The sequence below is a fragment of the Mesorhizobium sp. A556 genome (assembly GCF_054489545.1).
Genome location: NZ_JBTMXA010000001.1, coordinates 857,039 through 876,135, shown reverse-complemented (window position 1 = coordinate 876,135; position 19,097 = coordinate 857,039). Strand labels below are relative to the sequence as shown.

General features: G+C 62.5%; 18 protein-coding genes. 9 read left to right on the top strand and 9 right to left on the bottom strand.

The window, feature by feature from the left end:
• Positions 1–25 precede the first annotated feature (25 nt).
• Genes ACX3P0_RS04400 through ACX3P0_RS04380 form a run of 5 tightly spaced genes read right to left on the bottom strand, consistent with a single transcriptional unit; the run spans position 26 to position 5,425 of the window.
• Positions 26–1,231, bottom strand: a complete 1,206-nt coding sequence (locus ACX3P0_RS04400) for a molybdopterin molybdotransferase MoeA (RefSeq protein ID WP_459086794.1) — start codon at positions 1,229–1,231, stop codon at positions 26–28.
• Positions 1,231–1,713 (bottom strand): cyclic pyranopterin monophosphate synthase MoaC, encoded by a 483-nt coding sequence (gene moaC, locus ACX3P0_RS04395; protein WP_459086792.1) that lies wholly within the window; start codon positions 1,711–1,713, stop codon positions 1,231–1,233. The genes ACX3P0_RS04400 and moaC overlap by 1 nt, the downstream gene beginning before the upstream one ends.
• Positions 1,706–2,521, bottom strand: a complete 816-nt coding sequence (gene trpC, locus ACX3P0_RS04390; protein WP_459086790.1) for an indole-3-glycerol phosphate synthase TrpC — start codon at positions 2,519–2,521, stop codon at positions 1,706–1,708. Before trpC ends, moaC begins: the two co-directional genes overlap by 8 nt.
• A gap of 4 nt (positions 2,522–2,525) precedes the next feature.
• On the bottom strand, positions 2,526–3,536 hold the full coding sequence (trpD, locus tag ACX3P0_RS04385) for an anthranilate phosphoribosyltransferase (RefSeq protein WP_459086788.1): 1,011 nt from the start codon (positions 3,534–3,536) through the stop codon (positions 2,526–2,528).
• Positions 3,533–5,425: a SurA N-terminal domain-containing protein gene (locus ACX3P0_RS04380; RefSeq protein ID WP_459086786.1), complete on the bottom strand. Its 1,893-nt coding sequence runs from the start codon at positions 5,423–5,425 to the stop codon at positions 3,533–3,535. Before ACX3P0_RS04380 ends, trpD begins: the two co-directional genes overlap by 4 nt.
• A gap of 148 nt (positions 5,426–5,573) precedes the next feature.
• On the opposite strand from ACX3P0_RS04380, the gene tpiA reads away from it, so the two are divergent.
• From tpiA to ACX3P0_RS04355, 5 genes are all read left to right on the top strand, one after another.
• On the top strand, positions 5,574–6,338 hold the full coding sequence (gene tpiA, locus ACX3P0_RS04375; protein ID WP_459078694.1) for a triose-phosphate isomerase: 765 nt from the start codon (positions 5,574–5,576) through the stop codon (positions 6,336–6,338).
• 138 nt (positions 6,339–6,476) lie between these two features.
• Complete coding sequence (gene secG, locus ACX3P0_RS04370) at positions 6,477–6,944, top strand: preprotein translocase subunit SecG (protein ID WP_459086784.1); 468 nt, start codon at positions 6,477–6,479, stop codon at positions 6,942–6,944.
• A gap of 224 nt (positions 6,945–7,168) precedes the next feature.
• Positions 7,169–8,311, top strand: coding sequence for a L,D-transpeptidase (locus tag ACX3P0_RS04365; RefSeq protein WP_459086782.1), 1,143 nt, complete (start codon positions 7,169–7,171; stop codon positions 8,309–8,311).
• 136 nt (positions 8,312–8,447) lie between these two features.
• Positions 8,448–10,085, top strand: a complete 1,638-nt coding sequence (locus ACX3P0_RS04360; RefSeq protein WP_459086780.1) for a CTP synthase — start codon at positions 8,448–8,450, stop codon at positions 10,083–10,085.
• A gap of 54 nt (positions 10,086–10,139) precedes the next feature.
• Entirely contained in the window at positions 10,140–11,030 is an 891-nt protein-coding gene (locus ACX3P0_RS04355; RefSeq protein ID WP_459086779.1) for a bifunctional helix-turn-helix transcriptional regulator/GNAT family N-acetyltransferase, read from the top strand.
• A gap of 42 nt (positions 11,031–11,072) precedes the next feature.
• On the opposite strand, the gene ACX3P0_RS04350 is transcribed toward ACX3P0_RS04355, so the two are convergent.
• Positions 11,073–12,530 (bottom strand): NCS1 family nucleobase:cation symporter-1, encoded by a 1,458-nt coding sequence (locus ACX3P0_RS04350; RefSeq protein WP_459086777.1) that lies wholly within the window; start codon positions 12,528–12,530, stop codon positions 11,073–11,075.
• A 243-nt stretch (positions 12,531–12,773) separates the two neighbouring features.
• On the opposite strand from ACX3P0_RS04350, the gene hmgA reads away from it, so the two are divergent.
• Genes hmgA through ACX3P0_RS04335 form a run of 3 tightly spaced genes read left to right on the top strand, consistent with a single transcriptional unit; the run spans position 12,774 to position 15,993 of the window.
• Positions 12,774–14,087 carry a homogentisate 1,2-dioxygenase gene (hmgA, locus tag ACX3P0_RS04345; protein WP_459086775.1) on the top strand — a complete coding sequence of 438 codons (1,314 nt, stop codon included), beginning with the start codon at positions 12,774–12,776 and terminating at the stop codon, positions 14,085–14,087.
• Positions 14,084–14,983 carry an MBL fold metallo-hydrolase gene (locus tag ACX3P0_RS04340; protein ID WP_459086773.1) on the top strand — a complete coding sequence of 300 codons (900 nt, stop codon included), beginning with the start codon at positions 14,084–14,086 and terminating at the stop codon, positions 14,981–14,983. Before hmgA ends, ACX3P0_RS04340 begins: the two co-directional genes overlap by 4 nt.
• Positions 14,980–15,993 (top strand): fumarylacetoacetate hydrolase family protein, encoded by a 1,014-nt coding sequence (locus ACX3P0_RS04335; protein WP_459086771.1) that lies wholly within the window; start codon positions 14,980–14,982, stop codon positions 15,991–15,993. Before ACX3P0_RS04340 ends, ACX3P0_RS04335 begins: the two co-directional genes overlap by 4 nt.
• A gap of 9 nt (positions 15,994–16,002) precedes the next feature.
• Here the strand turns inward: ACX3P0_RS04335 and hppD are convergent, their stop codons facing one another.
• Entirely contained in the window at positions 16,003–17,115 is a 1,113-nt protein-coding gene (gene hppD, locus ACX3P0_RS04330; protein ID WP_459086769.1) for a 4-hydroxyphenylpyruvate dioxygenase, read from the bottom strand.
• Between the two features lie 128 nt (positions 17,116–17,243).
• Between hppD and ACX3P0_RS04325 the strand changes: the two genes are divergently transcribed.
• Positions 17,244–17,714, top strand: a complete 471-nt coding sequence (locus ACX3P0_RS04325; RefSeq protein WP_459086767.1) for an Lrp/AsnC family transcriptional regulator — start codon at positions 17,244–17,246, stop codon at positions 17,712–17,714.
• Between the two features lie 5 nt (positions 17,715–17,719).
• On the opposite strand, the gene ACX3P0_RS04320 is transcribed toward ACX3P0_RS04325, so the two are convergent.
• Positions 17,720–18,058, bottom strand: a complete 339-nt coding sequence (locus ACX3P0_RS04320; protein ID WP_459086765.1) for a protein tyrosine phosphatase family protein — start codon at positions 18,056–18,058, stop codon at positions 17,720–17,722.
• An 81-nt stretch (positions 18,059–18,139) separates the two neighbouring features.
• Positions 18,140–19,084: a zinc ABC transporter substrate-binding protein AztC gene (aztC, locus tag ACX3P0_RS04315; protein ID WP_459086763.1), complete on the bottom strand. Its 945-nt coding sequence runs from the start codon at positions 19,082–19,084 to the stop codon at positions 18,140–18,142.
• Positions 19,085–19,097 lie beyond the last annotated feature (13 nt).

Below are 19,097 nucleotides of genomic sequence, written 5' to 3'. Positions count from 1 at the left end.
TTTAATGAATGTGTTGACGATTTGTTCAGCGTAACATCAGCACGCGGCAGGCGTCGCCGGCCTGCGCGGCAGGCGCAAAGGGTTCGCGCACGATCAGGCCGCCCGCTTCAGTCATTCTTCGCAGCATCGACGAATCCTGAACACCGAACGGCGTCGCCACCAGCGCGCCTGTACCGTCGCGCACCGCCGCGCGAACATAGTCCTGGCGCAGATCGTTGGCCGGCATGGGTGCGCCGAGAAGCGCGTCGCGCAGGTCGGGGCGGTAGGCGCGGCCGCCAAGGCGCGCAAGCAGCGGCTTGAGGAAAAGCTGCGAGCAAACCAGGCTGGCGACCGGGTTGCCGGGCAGGCCGATGCAGCGGATAGTGTTCAGCCGGCCCGACATCAACGGCTTGCCGGGGCGCATCGCCACCTTCCAGAAGTCCAGCACCATGCCTTCGTCGGCGAGCACCTCGTGGACGAGGTCGTGGTCGCCGACGGAAGCGCCCCCCAGCGTGACGATGACATCGGCACCGGCTGCCACGGCCTGCCGCACCAGCGCGGCGATGGCCTCCCTGCGGTCCGCCGCAATGCCGAGATCGAGAGCGCGCGCGCCGACCGAATGCGCGGTTGCAGCGACCCCGTAGGCGTTGGACGAGATGATCTGGCCGGGGCCGAGCACGCTGCCCGGTGCGCGCAGTTCGTCGCCGGTGGCGATGATGGCGACCAGCGGCCTCCGCACCACGCTCACGCTTGGATGATTGGCGGAGGCCGCGAGCGAAAGGGCCGCCGGATCGAGCAGGCGGCCGGCCTCCAGAAGAACGTCACCGGTAACGAAATCGAGGCCGGCGCGGCGGATGTTGCGGCCCTTGTCCGTCGGCTCCAGCACCTCGACGGACGCGTTGCCAAGATCGCGGACGTTTTCCTGGATGACGATGGTGTCTGCGCCTTCGGGTAGCGGCGCGCCGGTGAAGATGCGCACGGCCTGGCCGGTGCCAACGCTGCCTGCAAAACTGCGACCGGCCGGTGCCGTACCGACCACCGAGAGCCGTGCGGGCAGCGTAGCGATATCGGCGAAACGCACCGCATAGCCGTCCATGGCCGACGCGTCGAAGGGCGGCTGGGTGCGCAGCGCCACGATCGGTTCCGCCAGCACGCGGTCCATCGCCTCGAACAGGGGCACGCTTTCACTGGTGAGCGGTTCCGTGCCGTCCAGCAGGCGTTCGAGCGCCTCGGCGACCGGAACCAGCGCCATTACGCTTCCGCCTGGTAGGCGCCGGACTTGCCACCGGTCTTTTCTACCAGCCGGATGCCGGAAATCACCATGGCGCGGTCAACCGCCTTGGCCATGTCGTAGATGGTCAGGCAGGCGACGGAAGCGGCGGTCAGCGCCTCCATCTCGACGCCGGTCTTGCCGGTGACGCGGGCCAACGCGGTAATTTTAAGGCCGGGCAAGGCATGGTCGGGTTCGATGTCGACCGACACCTTGGTCAAAAGCAGCGGATGGCAGAGCGGGATGAGTTCGTGCGTCTTCTTGGCAGCCATGATGCCGGCAATGCGCGCGGTGCCGAGCACGTCGCCCTTCTTGGCGTTGCCGGCGAGGATCATCGCCAGCGTTTCGGGCAGCATGGTCACGAACCCTTCGGCGACCGCCGTGCGGGTAGTCTCGGCCTTGTCGCCGACATCGACCATATGCGCCTCGCCCTGCGCGCCGAGATGGGTGAGGCGGCTAGACATGTTCCGCAGCGGTGGCCGCCCCGGTCAGCAGCAGCCGTGTCGCCTGCGCCACATCTTCCTGCCGCATCAGGCTTTCGCCGATCAGGAACGTGCCGATATGGCTCTTTTCCAGCCGCTTGCAGTCTTCGTGCGAAAAAATACCGCTCTCGCTGACCAAAAGCCGGCCCTCTGGGACCATCGAGGCCAGCCGCTCGGACACGTCCAGGCTGGTTTCGAACGTGCGCAGATTGCGGTTGTTGATGCCGATTAGCCGCGATTCGAACTTTAGCGCGCGTTCCAGTTCGGCCTCGTCATGCACCTCGATCAGCGCGTCCATGCCCAGCGCGAAGGCGGTGTCTTCCAGTTCTCGCGCCATGGCGTCATCGACGCTGGCCATGATGATGAGGATGGCATCCGCGCCCCAGGCGCGCGCCTCATAAACTTGATAGGGATCGAACAGGAAGTCCTTGCGCAAAGCGGGCAGGGCGACTGCCGCCCGCGCACCGGTCAGAAATTCCGGCGCACCCTGGAAGGACGGCCCATCAGTCAGCACGGAAAGGCAGGCAGCGCCGCCCGTCTCGTAGGCTTTCGCCAGCACCGGCGGGTCGAAATCGGCCCGGATCAGACCTTTTGAGGGGCTTGCCTTCTTGATCTCGGCAATCAGGCCGAATTCTTTGGCGCTCCGCTTGGCTTCCAGTGCCGCCAGAAAGCCGCGCGGCGCGTCAGCATCGGCGGCGCGCGCCTTAATCTCGGCCAGCGGCGTGCGGGCCTTGGCGGCGGCGATCTCGTCGCGCTTGTAGGCTTCGATCTTGCGCAGGATATCGGCCATGGCTCTATTCGTTCGATACTTTCACAAGCGCGTCGAGCATGGCAAGCGCGCGACCGCTGTCGATCGTCTGGGCGGCGGTCTGCATGCCGTCGGCAAGCGTCGTTGCCCTGCCGGCAACGACAAGGCCGGCGCCCGCATTCATCAGCACGGTGTCGCGGAACGCGCCGGGCGCGCCGCCAAGCATGGCCCGAAGCGCTTGCGCGTTGGTGGTGGAATCGCCGCCGCGCAAATCCTGCTTGTTCCAGCGTTTCAGGCCGACGGCTTCCGGGGTCAGCGTGAAATTGCGGATTTCTCCGCTGACGAGTTCCGCCACCTGTGTTTCGCCGGTCGTGGTGATCTCGTCATAGCCGTCGCCATGGACGACCCAGACATGCTCCGCGCCCAGCGTCTTCAGCGTTTCTGCAACGGGAATGACCCATTCGGGCGAAAACACGCCGACCAGCTGGCGGCTGACGCCGGCCGGGTTGGAGAGCGGCCCCAGAAGATTGAAGATGGTGCGCGTGCCAAGTTCGACGCGGGTAGGCCCGACATGCTTCATGGCCGGGTGATGCGCCGGCGCGAACATGAAGCCGATGCCGGCCTGCTTTATGCAGCGGCTGATGGCTTCCGGCGGCAGGTCGATCTTGACGCCGAGCGAGGTCAGCACGTCCGCCGTGCCGGTCAGGGAGGAACTGCCGCGATTGCCGTGCTTGGCCACCGGCGCGCCGCTGCCGGCGATGACGAAGGCGGCTCCCGTCGAAATATTGAAGCTGTGGGAACCGTCGCCACCGGTGCCGACGATGTCGATCGCATCGGCGGGCGCTTCCACGCGCAGCATCTTTTCGCGCATGGTGGCGACCGCGCCGGAAATCTCTTCCACCGTTTCGCCACGAACGCGCAGCGCCATCAGGAAGCCGCCGATCTGGCCGGGCGTGGCATCGCCCGACATGATGATGTCAAAGGCTTCGCGCGCTTCCTCGAAGGAGAGGGCGCTACCGCCGCCAACCTTGGCGATATGGGCTTTCAGCGTGTTCATCTTGCCAGTGCTTGGCTGATTGCGGTCTGGTCGATCTGGACGGGATACTGCGTCTGCAACTGGGCAACCAGCTGGTCGAGCAGATCGTCCGATATGCCGGAAGCGAAGGACTTTTGCATATCCTCCGGTACGGAACTGGCGTCGGCGGCGGCCGGCTCGATTACCTGTTCGACCTTGAACACGATCTGGCCGTCCCCGGTCGGCGCCGGAATAAGGCCGATGCCGCCTTCGCCAACGCCGAAAGTGGCGGCCGCGCCCGCCTTGCCGAAATCGGCGTCGTCGGTGTCGCGCTTGACGCCGCGCTTGGTCTGTTTTTCGAGCTTCAACTCACTGGCGATCGCATCCAGCGTCTCGCCGGTCTTCAGGCGCTTTTCCACGTTCTGAGCTTTTTCGACAAGCAACCTGGTCGTTTCGGCCTGCGTCCAGTTGGCGACGACTTTCTCGCGAACTTCGTCCAGCGTACGGTCGCGCGCCGGCGTAGTCTCGTTCACCTCATAGAACACATAGCCTTGCGCATCCGTGGCCAGCGCCTGGTTTTCCGCGCCCACTTCCGCATCGAACACTGCCTTGATCAGGTCAGCCGATGCCGGCAATCCCTTGACGACGGTTGCGTCGGGCGTCTGCCCGGTGCGGTCTATCGCATCGACGGTGGCGACTTTCAGCTTCAGCTTCGAGGCGGCTTCCGCCATCGAGTCGCCGGCGGCACGGGAATCCTCATAGGAATCATGGGCGTCGAGCAGGATTCGGTTGGCCTCGGCCAGCGCCAGATCCTTGCGGATTTCGTCGGAGACGTCGGCTTGCGACTTGACGATTTCGGGCTTGATCTCGGTTACGCGAAGCAGGACCGGTCCAAAACTTCCCTGCACGACCGCGCTGACCTCGTTGACGTTCAGCGAAAAGGCCGCATCCGCCACCGCCGTGTCGGCGATCTTGTCCTTGGACAAGGTGCCGAGCAGCGTGTCGGCCGGCGTCTTGCCCTCGGCCGTGATGAGTTTGTCGAAAGTGCCCCCGGCCTTGAGCGAATCAAGCGCGGCACTGGCGGCGTCGGTGGACTTGAACACCAGTTGCTCGACCGTGCGCATTTCCGGGGTCGTGTAACGCGCCTTGTTCTTCTCATAATCTTCGTGGACCTGCGCGTCGCTCACGCCGCTCAGATCCATGATGTCTTCCGGCTCGAGCTTCACATAGGAGAATTTCCGGTATTCGGGCGCGGCATAGGTCTTCTTGTTTTCGTCGAAATAGGACGAGAGCGCGCTATCGGAGGGCGCGGCCAGCGGTTCGACCAGCGATTTCGGCAGCGTGATATAGTCCACGGTCCGGTCCTCGCCGCGATAAAGCGCTACGGCGTGAAGGAAGGTGTCCGGCGCTTTCATCCCATCCGACACAGCCTGGACGATCTGCTGGCGCACCGCCACCTTGGCGCGGTTTACCAGATAGTCTTCCGGGCGCATGCCGGCCTGATTGAGCATGTAGTCGAAGGTGCGGCGGTCGAACTGTCCGCCCGGGCCCTTGAAGGCGGGGTCTTCGCGCGTCAGTTCCGCCAGGCGGTCCTTGGAAAGGCCGAGGCCGATCTTGCGCGCCTCTTCATCGAGCAGCGCGCCGGAGACGAGCTGCCCCAGCACCTGGCTGTCGATGCCGAGCGCGGTTGCCTGTTCGCGGCTGATGCGCTGGCCGAACTGCTGAGACATGGCGTTGACCTGGCCGTCATAGGCCAGCCGGTATTCATTGACTGAAACCGACGTGCCGCCGACGGTAATCACCGATTCGTGGCCGGCAAGCCCCCCGGCCATGCGGCCGGATATGCCCCATACGGCAAAGCTGAGCACCAATATCGAGAGCAGGCCCTTCGCGACCCATGAACCTGCAGCGTCTCTTAGCGTACCAAGCATCGTCACTTCCGATTGTTGCGGAGGCGCATTTTGGCGTGCGCCACGTCTGAAACAAGGGCAATAGCGTCCTTAGGCCTAGCTGTCGATTGCTTTGTGACCTGATTTTGATAGGCAAGGGGGAAGCAAGCAGTCTGGAGAACGAAGTCCCATGACCCCTGGAATCCGCCCGCTCGTCGCCGGCAACTGGAAGATGAATGGCACCAGCGCATCGGTGAACGAGCTGAGAATGATCGGCAACGGCTTCCTTGGCGGGCTTGACGCCGAGGTGGAAGCACTCGTGTGTGTTCCGGCAACCCTGCTGGCGCACGCCGCCGAGATCCTGTCGCGCAGCCCGGTAAAGGCCGGCGGCGAAGATTGCCATACGGAAGAGCACGGAGCTTTCACCGGATGCATTTCGGCCGAGATGCTGAAGGACGCAGGCGCAAGCCATGTCATCGTCGGCCATTCGGAGCGCCGCGCCATGTTCGGCGAGGATGACGCGACCGTCTGCGCCAAGGCCGCCGCCGCATGGCGCGCCGGGCTGGTCGCCATCATCTGTATCGGCGAGACGAACGAGCAGCGCCAGCAGGGACAAGCGCTCGACGTGCTGGCGCGCCAGGTGGCCGGGTCGGTTCCGACGACCGCCACGCCCGCAAACACAATCATCGCCTATGAGCCCGTCTGGGCGATCGGGACGGGCCTGACCCCGACCGTTGCCGACGTGGCCGAGGCGCATGCCCACATTCGGGCGAAGCTGGCGGAAAAGCTTGGATCGGGCGCCGGCAAGATGCGCATTCTTTATGGCGGCTCGGTAAAACCGTCCAACGCATCCGAATTGCTCGGTGTCCATAATGTAGATGGCGCGCTCGTCGGCGGCGCCAGCCTGAAGGCCGCCGATTTTCTCGGCATTGCCGAAGCCTACAGGCGCGTCTGAGGCGCATAACGACGTTGCAAACGCCCTTGCGCCTCCCATATTCGGGCGGCGGGCTTGGAAATGCCATCAAAGCAATGTAATGACCCGCCAAATCAACGGTCGCGCCAGTGGCCGCACTAGGCATTGCCAGGATCGTCCATGGAAACCATACTGATCGTCATCCACCTCATAGTCGTGATCGCGCTTGTGGGCGTGGTGCTGCTTCAGAAGTCTGAAGGCGGCGGCCTCGACATCGGCGGCGGTTCCGGTTTCATGACGGCGCGTGGTGCGGCCAATACGCTGACACGGGCGACGGCGATCCTGGGTACCATCTTTTTCGTGACGTCGCTTTCGCTGACCCTTCTCGCCCGCTACGGCGAAAAGGCGACCGACATACTGGATCGCGTTCCGGCACCAATAACCCAGCAGAACGGCAACGGCGTGCTCGACCAGCTGCCCGGAGCCACGACGCCGGCGAAGCCCGCGGATACTGCGCCGACGCCTCCTTCGGATAACGAGGCCGCTGCACCCGCGACGCAGCCGGCGCCTGCCACGTCCGCTCCGGCAACGCCCGCTCCGGCATCAAACGGCACGACGGAGCCCGCAGCGCCGCAGGTTCCAAACTAGAATCAGGCTCTTTCCGCCAACTCGATCCTGCCGCGACCTGTTGTTGTTTGAACACAGTCGCGGCAAATGCCGCGCGATCACGAAGATTCGACCCGCTGCCGGCACATCCCCTGCTTGAGCGCTTCGCGCTTATTTGATTTAGGTAATTTGCGGCACAGTCGACGCCCTTGGGGGACGTCGGGCGCAGCCGTGGGCAACAAGCTTTGTACGATCGGATATTCGCCATGCAGCTTCGCAGCTTCATTCTTGTTGGGTTTTGTGCGGCATTCTCGATGAGTTCCGCCGCCTTTGCCGGAGCGCCGGCAAGCATTGCCGCACCGCAGGCGGTTGCAAAAACGGATGTGATCCAGGTAGCGGCCAGGAGCGACTCGGCGCAGCTGAAGATCCTCAAGAAGAAGAAAAATCCAACCGCCGCCGATCTGGCGCAGATCAAGGAACTGGAAGCGAAGATCAAGGCCGACCGGGCACAGGCCAAGGCCAAGGCGCTGCAGGCGCGCAAGCTGGCGCTGCGCGAGGCCGCCAAGGCCAGGGCAGACGCCGCGCGGCAGGCGTTTCTGGCCAAGACGGGCAAAAAGGAAGTGGCGGCGGTCGACAAGACTGCGGAGAAAGCCTCCGACAGGAAGGCTTCGAAGCTCATCAACCTGACGGCGCCTCTGGAGCCGGCGCAGGCCGATGAGAAGCCGCTTTCCGCCGAAGTGATGAACATTGCCGTGACCGGCAACAATGGCGAGTTGCGCAGCGAGCCGAAGCCCGGCCAGAAGCAGAAGCCGCAGAGCAATGGCGGCGGCCTCTTCGCGGGCCTGTTTGGCGGGGCGTCTTCTTCCTCGATCTCGCTGCTGCCCGAAACGCGCGCGCTTGACCGCGTGCTGGCCCAGAAGCAGGCGAAGAAGCCCTTCACGGTCAAGCCGGAATTCGTGCCGCAGGACGTCGAGTTCCGTGGCTACGAGGCTGGAACCATCGTCATCGATACCAGCGCGCGCCGCCTGTATCTGGTCGAATCGTCTTCGACGGCACGCCGCTATGCCATCGCGGTCGGCAAGGAAGGCTTGCAGTTCAAGGGCACGGTTGCTGTCGGCGACAAGCAGGAATGGCCGCGCTGGATCCCCACCAAGGAGATGCAGCAGCGCGAGCCGAAGCATTATGGCCAGTACAAGGACGGCATGCCCGGCGGCGGCGCGAACCCGCTCGGCTCGCGCGCCATCTATCTCTACGACGGCAAGAAGGACACGCATCTGCGCATTCACGGCACTATTGCCCCGCAGACGATCGGAACCAGCGCCTCCAATGGCTGCTTCCGCATGATGAACGATCATGTCATGGACCTCTACCGGCGCGTGAAAATGGGCACCAAGGTCGTCATCCTCTGACCTTCCGATAAAATTCAAAAAAGGGTCGGCGCAAGCCGGCCCTTTCGGTTTGCTGGGCGCATAGAGGCGTCAATTCCGGGAAAAGCCCATCGCGGCGGTTTTTTCACTGGCGGAATCAATTCGGCCGCGTTAAGCGATGGTTCCCATGGCGCGATATGTTTTCATCACCGGCGGCGTGGTCTCTTCGCTTGGCAAAGGTATAGCTTCAGCGGCCCTTGGGGCGCTTTTGCAGGCGCGCGGCTATCGCTGCCGTCTCAAGAAGCTCGACCCCTATCTCAACGTCGATCCGGGCACGATGTCGCCCTATCAGCATGGCGAGGTTTTCGTCACCGACGACGGCGCCGAGACCGATCTCGACCTTGGCCATTACGAGCGCTTTACGGGCCGTTCCGCCAACCGCCAGGACAACATCACCACCGGGCGCATCTACAAGAACATCATCGAGCGGGAGCGGCGCGGCGACTATCTCGGCGCGACGGTGCAGGTCATTCCGCACGTCACCGACGAGATCAAGAACTTCGTCCTCGACGGCAATGACGATTTCGACTTCGTGCTGTGCGAAATCGGCGGCACCGCCGGCGACATCGAGGCGATGCCCTTTCTTGAGGCGATCCGGCAGCTTGGCAACGACCTGCCGCGCAACAATGCCGTCTATGTGCACCTGACCCTGATGCCTTATATCCATGCGGCAGGCGAACTGAAGACCAAGCCGACCCAGCATTCGGTGAAGGAACTGCGCGGCATCGGCATCGCGCCCGACATCCTGCTCGTTCGCTCCGACCGTGCCATCCCCAAGGAAGAGAGGCGGAAACTTTCGCTGTTTTGCAATGTGCGCGAATCGGCGGTCATCCAGGCGCTGGATGTCGGCCACATCTACGACGTGCCGATGGCCTATCACAAGGAAGGCCTCGATTCCGAGGTGCTGGCGGCGTTCGGTATCGAGCCGGCACCCAAGCCGCGCATGGAGCCGTGGCAGGGCGTAACGCACCGTATCCACAACCCGGAGGGCGAGGTGTCCATCGCCATCGTCGGCAAGTACACCGGCTTGAAGGATGCCTACAAATCGCTGATCGAGGCGCTGGCGCATGGCGGCATCGCCAACCGCGTCAAGGTCAAGCTCGACTGGATCGAGAGCGAGGTGTTCGAGAAGGAAGATCCGGCACCCTATCTGGAAAAGGTGCACGGCATTCTGGTGCCCGGCGGTTTTGGCGAGCGCGGCTCGGAAGGCAAGATTTTGGCGGCGAAGTTCGCGCGTGAGCGAGAAGTGCCGTATTTTGGCATCTGCTTCGGCATGCAGATGGCCTGCATCGAGGCGGCACGCTCGCTCGCCGGCATCGACAAGGCCTCGTCCAGCGAATTCGGCCCGACCAAGGAACCGGTCGTCGGCCTGATGACCGAATGGCTGAAGGGCAATATGCTGGAAAAGCGCCGCGAGGCGGGCGACCTTGGCGGCACCATGCGTCTCGGCGCCTACGAGGCGCGGCTGGCCGAAAATTCCAAGATCGCCCAGATTTACGGCAGCACCGACATTTTCGAACGCCATCGCCACCGCTACGAGGTCAATATCGACTACAAGCAGAAGCTTGAGGAGTGCGGGTTGGTCTTCGCCGGCATGTCGCCGGACGGCGTGCTGCCGGAAACCGTGGAGTATCGGGACCATCCGTGGTTCATCGGCGTGCAATACCATCCCGAACTGAAGAGCCGCCCGCTCGAACCCCATCCGCTGTTCGCCAGCTTCATCGCCGCCGCCGTGGAGCAGAGCCGGCTGGTCTGACGGGTTCGCAAGGAAATTCTTGCGCGCTAAAAATTATCTGACTAAAGTCAGGTAATGGATGCAGAGCTTATCAGGCAGGTTCGCCTGTTCAACCGTCTCGTTACGCAGCGCGTCGGCGCGTTGCAGGACAGCTATCTCAGCCGCGGCCGGCCGCTTGGCGAAGCTCGGCTGCTGTTCGAGATTGGCCCGGATGGACAGGATGTGCGCGCGCTTCGCGCTACCTTGAATCTCGATTCGGCCTATGTCAGCCGCCTGCTGCGATCGCTTGAGGCACAGGAACTGGTCATAGTGGAAAAGCAGGCCAGCGACGCAAGGACACGCCGCGCGGTCCTGACGGAAAGGGGCAGGGTCGAGTTCGCCAGCTATGACGCGCTGTCCGACGAGCTTGCCGGAAATCTGCTCGCGCCGCTGGACAGTGCGCAGCGAGCCCGCCTGATCGCGGCCATGACCGAAGTGCGCAACCTGCTTGCCGTCGCGCCGATCGAAATCGCTATTGTGCTGCCGGGTGACAAGGATGCTCGCTGGTGCCTCGACCAGTATTTTCTGGAACTGGAACAGCGTTTCGACGGCGGTTTCGATCGGGCGAGCGGCAACAAACTGTCGGACGCGGAAATGACCCCGCCGGCGGGCTTTTTTCTCATCGTCCGAAGCGGCGAAAAACCCATCGGCTGTGCGGCGCTGGTCAGGCTCGACGCGGCAGCGGCTGAAATCAAACGCATGTGGATATCGCCGTCGTCGCGCGGGCAGGGCGTGGCGAGCCGCCTGCTTGGCGAACTGGACAGGATCGCGCGCGAGGCGGGTTTCAAAAAGCTTCGGCTGGATACCAATCGCGCCTTGACCGAGGCGCAGGCGCTGTATCGCCGCCAGGGCTTTATCGAAACGGCGCGTTACAACGATAACCCTTACGCCGACTTCTGGTTCGAGAAGGATCTGGCCACTCGGTAGGGTGCGGGGCCACGCCGCAGAGCGTAGCCCCTGATTTCAGGCTCAGGCCCGCACCGCCTTTGCACCAGCCCCAAGCGCTGCCGTGCGCAGCACGTAGTAGATGACCCCGGAGATGGCGACGCCGAAGAACCAGCCATAGACGCCCCACCATTCGGGAAGCCAGTTGGTGAAGTTCGGCAGGATCGACGAGAACACAGCACCGATGCCTGCGGCGATCAGGGCGTTGACGTGCCAGCCGCCCTGGAAGCGGAATTCGCCGTTCTCGCGGTAGAGCGCCTCGACATCCAGTTCGCCTTTGCGGATCAAATAGTAGTCCACCATCATCACGCCGAAGATCGGTCCCATCGTGGCACCAATGGCGCTGACGAAGGCCGCAGCCCCGCTTTCCCATGGCGCGAACGGATAAAGCACCAGTGCGATCAGGGCCGCGATATAGCCGCCCTTCTTGAAGTCGATCTGGCGCGGGAAGACGTTGGAGAAGTCGAAGGCCGGCGAAACGAAGTTCGCCACGACGTTGATGCCCAGCGTCGCGACCGCGAAGGTCAGTGCCGCGAGCGTTGCCAGGAACCAGCTATCGAACTTGGCGGAGATGTGTTCGGGATGGATCAGGACTTCGCCATAAACGTCGTAGGCGGCGATGGTGATGACGCCCGCCACCAGCGAGAACAGCACGAGGTTGATCGGCAGGCCCCACAGATTGCCGATGCGAATGGCATCCTTGTTTTTGCCATAGCGAGAAAAATCGCAGAAATTCAGGTAGAGCGCGGAGAAATAGGTCACCCAGATGGCAGCGACCGCAAACAGCGCGGTCCATGATCCGGGTACGCCGGGCACGCCCGCATCCTTGGTCTGCGCCAGCAGCACGTCCATCGGAATATCGCTGTTGATCGCGAAGGTGCCAGCCTTGACGCACAGATAGATGGCCAGGATCAGCATCATGATCCAGACAGCGGGACCGGCCCAATCCTGGAATTTCCGCACTGTTTCCATGCCGCGCTGGATGATCAGAAGCTGCAGCCCCCACATGATGAGGAAGCAGATCACCTCAAGACCGGAATGCCCGAGGAAATGGGTGTTCTGGTGGAATTGCAGGAACCAGTCGGTGCGGACCAACAGGGCAACCAGAGCGCCGGAAGCGAGCGCCGTCTGCGCGCCATACCAGAAGCAGGCGACGATGGCGCGCACCAGCGCCGGCAGATTGGCCCCCCATATGCCGAACGAGGCGCGCGCCAGCACCGGGTAGGGCACGCCGGTCTTTACGCCCGCATAGCCGACCATGTTCATCAGCACGTAGATAATGAGCGAGCCGATGCCGATGGCGACGATGAAATTGACAAAGCCGCCGCAAAACAGAAACAGGCTGGCCGCGAGATAGTAGCCCCAAAGGCTGTGGACGTCCGATGTCCAGACGTTGAAGATCGAAAACGGCCCCCAGTTTCGAACCGTTGCCGGCGCGAGATCTTCATTATAGAGGCCTGGTGAAGCACCTTGTATGGTCATGGAACATCCCCCTGTTCACCCGCGCCCTCCAGCGCGTAATGGGACAGGATATGCTTGACGCAAGGGAACCCGCAAGCATCGGATTTGCCTGCTTCCACAGGAAAGATATTCAATGCAAACCGTGATTGTCATTGTGCCAGCTTAGGGACGCGAGTCGGCTGGAAGGCTGGTGTCCGACGCTGGCGGTTGCATTTTCGGCGGTTCGGGACGACACCAATCGGAAGCGATTTCAAGGAGGAGACCATGGCATTTTCGTACATGCCGGGCTTTGGCAATGACTTCGAGACCGAAACCATGCCGGGTGCGCTGCCGCAAGGCCGCAACTCGCCGCAGCGGCCGGCCTACGGGCTTTACGCCGAACAGCTATCCGGTTCGCCCTTCACCGCGCCGCGCGGCACCAACGAGCGCTCCTGGCTGTATCGCATCCGCCCGAGCGTCAAGCACACCGGTCGCTTCAAAGTAGCAACCTACCCGCACTGGAAGACCGCGCCGAACCTTGGCGACCATGAACTGGCGCTCGGCCAGTACCGCTGGAACCCACTGCCGATGCCGACCGAACCGACCGACTTCATCGCCGGCATGCGCACCATGACCACCGCCGGCGATGCGCTTGGCCAGTCGGGCATGGCGGCACATGTCTATGTCGCCAATGCCTCGATGGTGGACAATCATTTCTTCAACGCCGATGGCGAAATGCTGGTGGTGCCGCAAGTCGGCCGGTTGAATTTCATCACCGAAATGGGCGTCATCGAGCTTTCCCCGGGCGAGATCGCGGTCCTACCGCGCGGCCTCGTCTTCAAGGTCGAACTGATCGACAAGGAAGTGCGGGGCTACGTCTGCGAGAATTACGGCGCAAAATTCACCATGCCGGATCGCGGCCCGATCGGGGCCAATTGCCTCGCCAATCCGCGCGACTTCAAGACGCCCTGCGCCTGGTTTGAGGAAAAGGAAACGCCGTGCCGAATGATCGTCAAATGGTGCGGCGCGTTTCACGTCACGGACCTCGATCACTCGCCGCTCGACGTGGTCGCGTGGCATGGCAACTACGCGCCCTACAAATATGATCTTGCAACGTTTTCTCCTGTGGGCGCGATCCTGTTCGACCATCCGGACCCGTCGATCTTCACCGTCCTGACAGCGCCTTCAGGCGAAGATGGCACGGCCAATGTCGATTTCGTCATCTTCCCGCCGCGCTGGCTGGTGGCGGAAAATACGTTTCGTCCGCCCTGGTACCACCGCAACATCATGAGCGAATTCATGGGTCTCATTCACGGTCAGTACGACGCCAAGGAGGAAGGCTTCGTGCCGGGCGGCATCAGCCTGCACAACATGATGCTGGCGCACGGCCCGGACGCGCCGGGCTTTGAAAAGGCCTCGAAGGCGGAACTGAAACCGGTGAAACTGGACAACACCATGGCCTTCATGTTCGAGACGCGTTTTCCGCAAATGCTGACGCGCTACGGGGCCGAACTGCCGCAATTGCAGCGCGACTACATCGACTGCTGGAGGGACCTGAAGAAACGCTTCAACGGCACACCGGAAGGCGACTGGTCTTGAGCGCCGCTCAGACCGGCGACCGCCTGGTGCTGCTGGGCTCGAAAGGCGGGCCGGCGATCCGGCCGGGCGGACCGTGGCCGAGTTCGTCGCTGCTGGAAATCGGCGGGCGAAAGATTGTTGTGGATTGTGGGCTGGGCGTTACGCGAGGCCTCGCCGATGCCGGCATGAATTTGAAGACGCTAGATCTTGTTTTCATTACCCATTTGCACTCCGATCATGTGCTGGAACTGGGGCCGCTCATCCACACGGCATGGACAGCCGGTCTTGCAACCCCGGTGACGGTGTATGGCCCGCCCGGAACCGCCGACTATTGGCGGTATTTCATCCGCTCGCTCGAATTCGACATCGACATCCGCATCGACGACGAAGGCCGCCCCGACATTCGCGACCTCGTCCACGTCGAAGAATTTTCCGAAGGCGTGGTTGTCGACGGCGACGGGCTGGAGGTTTCCGCCCTGCGGGTAAGCCATCCCCCGGTGACGGATTGTTTTGCGCTGCGCTTCGAGCATCGGGGGCGAAGCGTGGTGTTCTCGTCCGACACCGCCTTCTTTCCGCCGCTGGCCGGTTTCGCCAAGGATGCCGATATTCTAGTCCATGAGGCGATGCTGGAAGAAGGCGTTGAGCGGCTGGTCGCGCGAACCGGCAATGGCGCGACGCTGCGGGAACATCTGCTGGCAAGCCACAGCTTTGCCGATGAGGCCGGCCGCATTGCCACTGACGCCGGCGTGGGCCGGCTGGTGCTCAATCATCTCGTTCCAGGCGACGATTCCGCGATCGGTGAAGCCGACTGGATCGCCGCCGCGCGAAAAACATGGGCGGGTGACTTGACGATTGCGCGCGACGGGCTTGTTGTGGCGATAGGCGCGAAAAGCGCGCCGGGAGAGGAACCTGCATGAAGCTTGCAACCCTGAAGAACGGGACGCGCGATGGTAAACTGGTCGTCGTCTCGCGTGATCTGACGCGCTTCACCGATGCCTCTTTTCTGGTGTCGACGCTGCAAGGCGCACTGGACGACTGGCAGCGGATCGCGCCGCATCTGGTCACGATGGCGCAATCGCTCGAAGGCGATGCCGTGCCGTCGGCGCGTTTCCATGAAAATGACGCGCATTCGCCGCTGCCGCGCGCCTACCAGTGGGCGGACGGCTCGGCCTATGTGAATCACGTCGAACTGGTACGCAAAGCGCGGGGCGCCGCGATGCCGGACAGTTTCTGGACCGAACCGTTGATCTATCAGGGCGGCTCGGATGCTTTTCTTGGCCCCCGCCAGCCGATCCGGCTTGCCGATGAGGCCTTCGGCATCGACATGGAAGCGGAAATTGCGGTCATTGTCGGCGATGTGCCGATGGGCGCAAGCGTCGAGCAGGCGCGTGACGCGATCCGGCTGGTCATGCTGGCCAACGATGTATCGCTGCGCAATTTGATCCCGGACGAACTGGCCAAGGGTTTTGGGTTTTTCCAGTCGAAGCCGTCTTCCGCCTTCTCGCCCGTTGCGGTGACGCCGGACGAACTGGGCAATGCCTGGGACGGCGGTAAGCTCAGCCTGCCGCTGCTGGTCGACCTCAACGGCAAGCCGTTCGGCCGCGCCAATGCCGGCATCGACATGACCTTCGATTTCCCGACGCTGATCGCCCATGCCGCCAAGACGCGGCCGCTATGCGCCGGCACCATCATCGGTTCCGGCACGGTGTCGAACAAACTGGACGGCGGACCGGGCAAGCCGGTGTCGGCTGGCGGCGTCGGCTATTCCTGCATCGCCGAACAGCGCATGATCGAAACCATCGAAAGCGGCGCGCCAGAAACGCCGTTCCTGCGCTTTGGCGATACGGTGCGCATCGAGATGAAGGATGCGGCCGGCCGCTCGATTTTCGGTGCGATCGAACAGATTGTGGAAAAGTACGAGGGGTAGGTTGGCGGCCTATTCCGCCGCCTGCACCTTCAGCACGCCGCGGCGGATTTGATCTTCCTCGATGGATTCGAACAGCGCGCGGAAATTGCCCTCGCCAAAACCTTTGTCGCCCTTGCGCTGGATGAATTCGAAGAAGATCGGCCCGATCACCGTCTTGGAAAAGATCTGCAGCAGAATCTTGGTCATGCCGCCGTCGACCACGCCTTCGCCGTCGATGAGGATGCCGTGCTTCTTCATGCGTTCCAGCGGCTCGTCATGGCCGTTCACACGCGCCTGGCTCTTTTCGTAATAGGTTTCGGGAGGGCCAGGCATGAATTTCAGCCCGTTGGCGGCGAGCCTGTCGGTGGCGTCGTAGATGCCGTCAGTGCCGACCGCGATGTGCTGGATGCCTTCGCCGTTATATTTGCGCAGATATTCCTCGATCTGGCTCTTGTCGTCGGTGGATTCGTTGAGCGGGATGCGGATTTTTCCGCAGGGTGAGGTGATCGCGCGGCTAACCAGCCCGGTCATTTTCCCGGCGATGTCGAAGAAGTGGATCTGCCTGAAGCCGAACAGTTCGCGGTAGAACGCCCACCATTTGTCCATGTTGCCGCGATAGACATTATGGGTCAGGTGGTCGAGATAGTAAAAGCCGACGCCTTCGGGCTTCGGATCGCGTGCGCCCAGCCATTCGAATTCGGCGTCATAGGCCGAACCTTTTTCGCCGTATCTTTCGACGAAATAAAGCAGCGAGCCCCCGATGCCGACGATGGCGGGGACGTCGAGCGCCTTGTCGTCGCCTTCATAGGGCGTGGCGCCCTTCGCCGCCGCGTGATCGAAAGCATGTTTCGCATCGACCACACGCCATGCCATCGACGGCGCGCAGGGACCATGCTCGCCGACGAACCGCATCGCGTGTGAGCCGGGCTCGGCGTTGATCACATAGTTGATGTCGCCCTGCCGCCAGACGGTGATGTTCTTCGTCCGGTGCTTTGCCACCGGCGCGTAACCCATGCGAGAAAAAAGTTCCGCCAGTTTTTCCGGCTCGGGATGCGCGAATTCGACGAACTCGAAACCGTCCGTGCCGGCAGGGTTGGCTTCGCTGATCGTGGCGGGCGGTGCGTCGTGCGGGAAGGGGCCCATGGCAAAATCCTCGGCTTGGCTTGAATGGAAACTCTAGCCAATTATAGCGCCAGCCGCTCGCATGGTGCTTGCATTCGAACGCTTAGAGTGTGCATTTGATGCGAGGAAGACGCATGGAGGCGTAGGAAATGGCTGAAGACACGCGTATTGATCAGTTCGACCGCAAGATAATGGCGCTTCTGCAAGATGATGCGCGGCTGACCAACAACGACCTTTCCGTGCAGGTCAACCTGTCGGCGTCGCAATGCTCACGGCGGCGTCAGCGGCTGGAGGAGGATGGTTACATTCGCGGCTACTGTGCCGTTCTTGACCGCGACCGGCTGGGCTTTTCGCTGGTCAACATCATCTCGGTGACGCTGGCCACCCACAACCGCGACAATGCGCGCCGCTTCGGCGAGCTTCTGGCGCGCCTGCCGGAAGTGCTGGAGGCGTACGCACTGACCGGCGAGATGGATTACATCCTGAAAGTGGTGACGCCCGACCTGAAATCGCTGTCGGACTTCGTCAACGGCGTGCTCCTGCCGCACGAATCCGTGCAGCATGTAAAGACGGCAATCGTGCTGCAGACGCTGAAAGAAACCGGCGCGCTGCCGATCTGATTTTTCTAGTTCTTGGCCTGCTGGATCGCCGCATAAAGATTGGTACAGCGCGTGCCAGAACGGCAATAGGCGAGCACCGGTCCTTCGACCTCGTCCAGCGCCGCCGCCTGATCCTCGACGTTTTCCATGGTCATCTGGCCGCTGATGACAGGGATATAGCGGAAGTTTAGCCCCGCCGCTTCGACCGCCGCTTGAATAGCGTCGTGCGAGGGCTGGCCCGGCTGCTCGTCGTCGGGCCGGTTGCAGATGACGGTCTTGAACCCGGCTACCTTGATGGCGGCGATCTCGTCAGGGGTAATTTGCTGCGAAACCGAATAGCTGTCGGTGATCTGGCGAATGTCCATGATTTGTCCTCGCTGATGCGTCGGCGGCAGTCTTGCCATTCTCCCAGCCGGGGAGCAACTGCCGCCGCGAATTTCCAACTCTCAGCTACCCGATATCGCGCCTTTGATCTGGGCGACATTGTTGCGCATCAGGTCGATATAGGTCGAGGCCGGACCATCGGCGGGCGACAGTGAATCCGAATAAAGCGTGCCGCCGATCTTGATGCCCGTCTCTGCTGATATCTGCTCGATCAGTTTCGGATTGGTGAGGTTTTCGACGAAAATGGCGGCCGCCTTGTCGTGCCTGACCCGCTCCACCAGCTTCGCTACATCAGCTGCCGATGGCTCGGACTCCGTCGATATGCCCTGCAACGCCAAGAAGGTCAGGCCGTAGGCGTGTTCGAAATAGCCGAAAGCGTCGTGCGAGGTGATGACCACGCGCTTGGCTTCGGGGATCGAGGCAATCGCCGCCCTTACCTCGCCGTCCAGCGCATCGAGCTTCCTGATATAGGCGGCCGCATTGGTCTGGTAGCCGACGCAGCCATCGGTATCGGCGGCGCAAAAGGCATCGGCGATGTTCTTCACATAAATCTCGGCATTGGCGACGGACTGGAAGGCATGCGGATCGAGCGGGCCATGATCGTGACCTTCATGGCTTTCCTCATGCGCGGTTTCTTCCTCGGCGAATTCCGGCTTGAATTCGAGCGGCTCTATGCCCTTGGTCAGTTCCACGATTGCCGCCTTGGTGGCGCTGGCGTCGATCAGGCGCTGCAAAAAACCCTCGAAATGCAGGCCGTTGACCAAAACGACATCGGCGCCCGCCATGGCGACGGCATCCGCCGGCTTCGGTTCATAGACATGCGCGTCGCCGTTCGGGCCGACCAGCGTGGTGATCTCGACACGGTCGCCTCCGACATTCTTGGCGAAATCGCCGATAATCGAGAAACTGGCGACCACCTTCAACGGGGCTGCCGCTGCCGGCGAAGCGGCCAGGGCAGTGAATGTTATAACGCTCATCGCAAAGGCGGCATGGACAGTCTTCAGCATGGGTGATCTCCTT

What these genes read in the sequence shown, in the direction of transcription:
- ACX3P0_RS04400 (WP_459086794.1), bottom strand. Translation starts at nt 1,231, where the DNA reads ATGGCGCTGGTTCCGGTCGCCGAGGCGCTCGAACGCCTGCTGGACGGC.
- moaC (WP_459086792.1), bottom strand. Translation starts at nt 1,713, where the DNA reads ATGTCTAGCCGCCTCACCCATCTCGGCGCGCAGGGCGAGGCGCATATG.
- trpC (WP_459086790.1), bottom strand. Translation starts at nt 2,521, where the DNA reads ATGGCCGATATCCTGCGCAAGATCGAAGCCTACAAGCGCGACGAGATC.
- trpD (WP_459086788.1), bottom strand. Translation starts at nt 3,536, where the DNA reads ATGAACACGCTGAAAGCCCATATCGCCAAGGTTGGCGGCGGTAGCGCC.
- ACX3P0_RS04380 (WP_459086786.1), bottom strand. Translation starts at nt 5,425, where the DNA reads ATGCTTGGTACGCTAAGAGACGCTGCAGGTTCATGGGTCGCGAAGGGC.
- tpiA (WP_459078694.1), top strand. Translation starts at nt 5,574, where the DNA reads ATGACCCCTGGAATCCGCCCGCTCGTCGCCGGCAACTGGAAGATGAAT.
- secG (WP_459086784.1), top strand. Translation starts at nt 6,477, where the DNA reads ATGGAAACCATACTGATCGTCATCCACCTCATAGTCGTGATCGCGCTT.
- ACX3P0_RS04365 (WP_459086782.1), top strand. Translation starts at nt 7,169, where the DNA reads ATGCAGCTTCGCAGCTTCATTCTTGTTGGGTTTTGTGCGGCATTCTCG.
- ACX3P0_RS04360 (WP_459086780.1), top strand. Translation starts at nt 8,448, where the DNA reads ATGGTTCCCATGGCGCGATATGTTTTCATCACCGGCGGCGTGGTCTCT.
- ACX3P0_RS04355 (WP_459086779.1), top strand. Translation starts at nt 10,140, where the DNA reads ATGGATGCAGAGCTTATCAGGCAGGTTCGCCTGTTCAACCGTCTCGTT.
- ACX3P0_RS04350 (WP_459086777.1), bottom strand. Translation starts at nt 12,530, where the DNA reads ATGACCATACAAGGTGCTTCACCAGGCCTCTATAATGAAGATCTCGCG.
- hmgA (WP_459086775.1), top strand. Translation starts at nt 12,774, where the DNA reads ATGGCATTTTCGTACATGCCGGGCTTTGGCAATGACTTCGAGACCGAA.
- ACX3P0_RS04335 (WP_459086771.1), top strand. Translation starts at nt 14,980, where the DNA reads ATGAAGCTTGCAACCCTGAAGAACGGGACGCGCGATGGTAAACTGGTC.
- hppD (WP_459086769.1), bottom strand. Translation starts at nt 17,115, where the DNA reads ATGGGCCCCTTCCCGCACGACGCACCGCCCGCCACGATCAGCGAAGCC.
- ACX3P0_RS04325 (WP_459086767.1), top strand. Translation starts at nt 17,244, where the DNA reads ATGGCTGAAGACACGCGTATTGATCAGTTCGACCGCAAGATAATGGCG.
- ACX3P0_RS04320 (WP_459086765.1), bottom strand. Translation starts at nt 18,058, where the DNA reads ATGGACATTCGCCAGATCACCGACAGCTATTCGGTTTCGCAGCAAATT.
- aztC (WP_459086763.1), bottom strand. Translation starts at nt 19,084, where the DNA reads ATGCTGAAGACTGTCCATGCCGCCTTTGCGATGAGCGTTATAACATTC.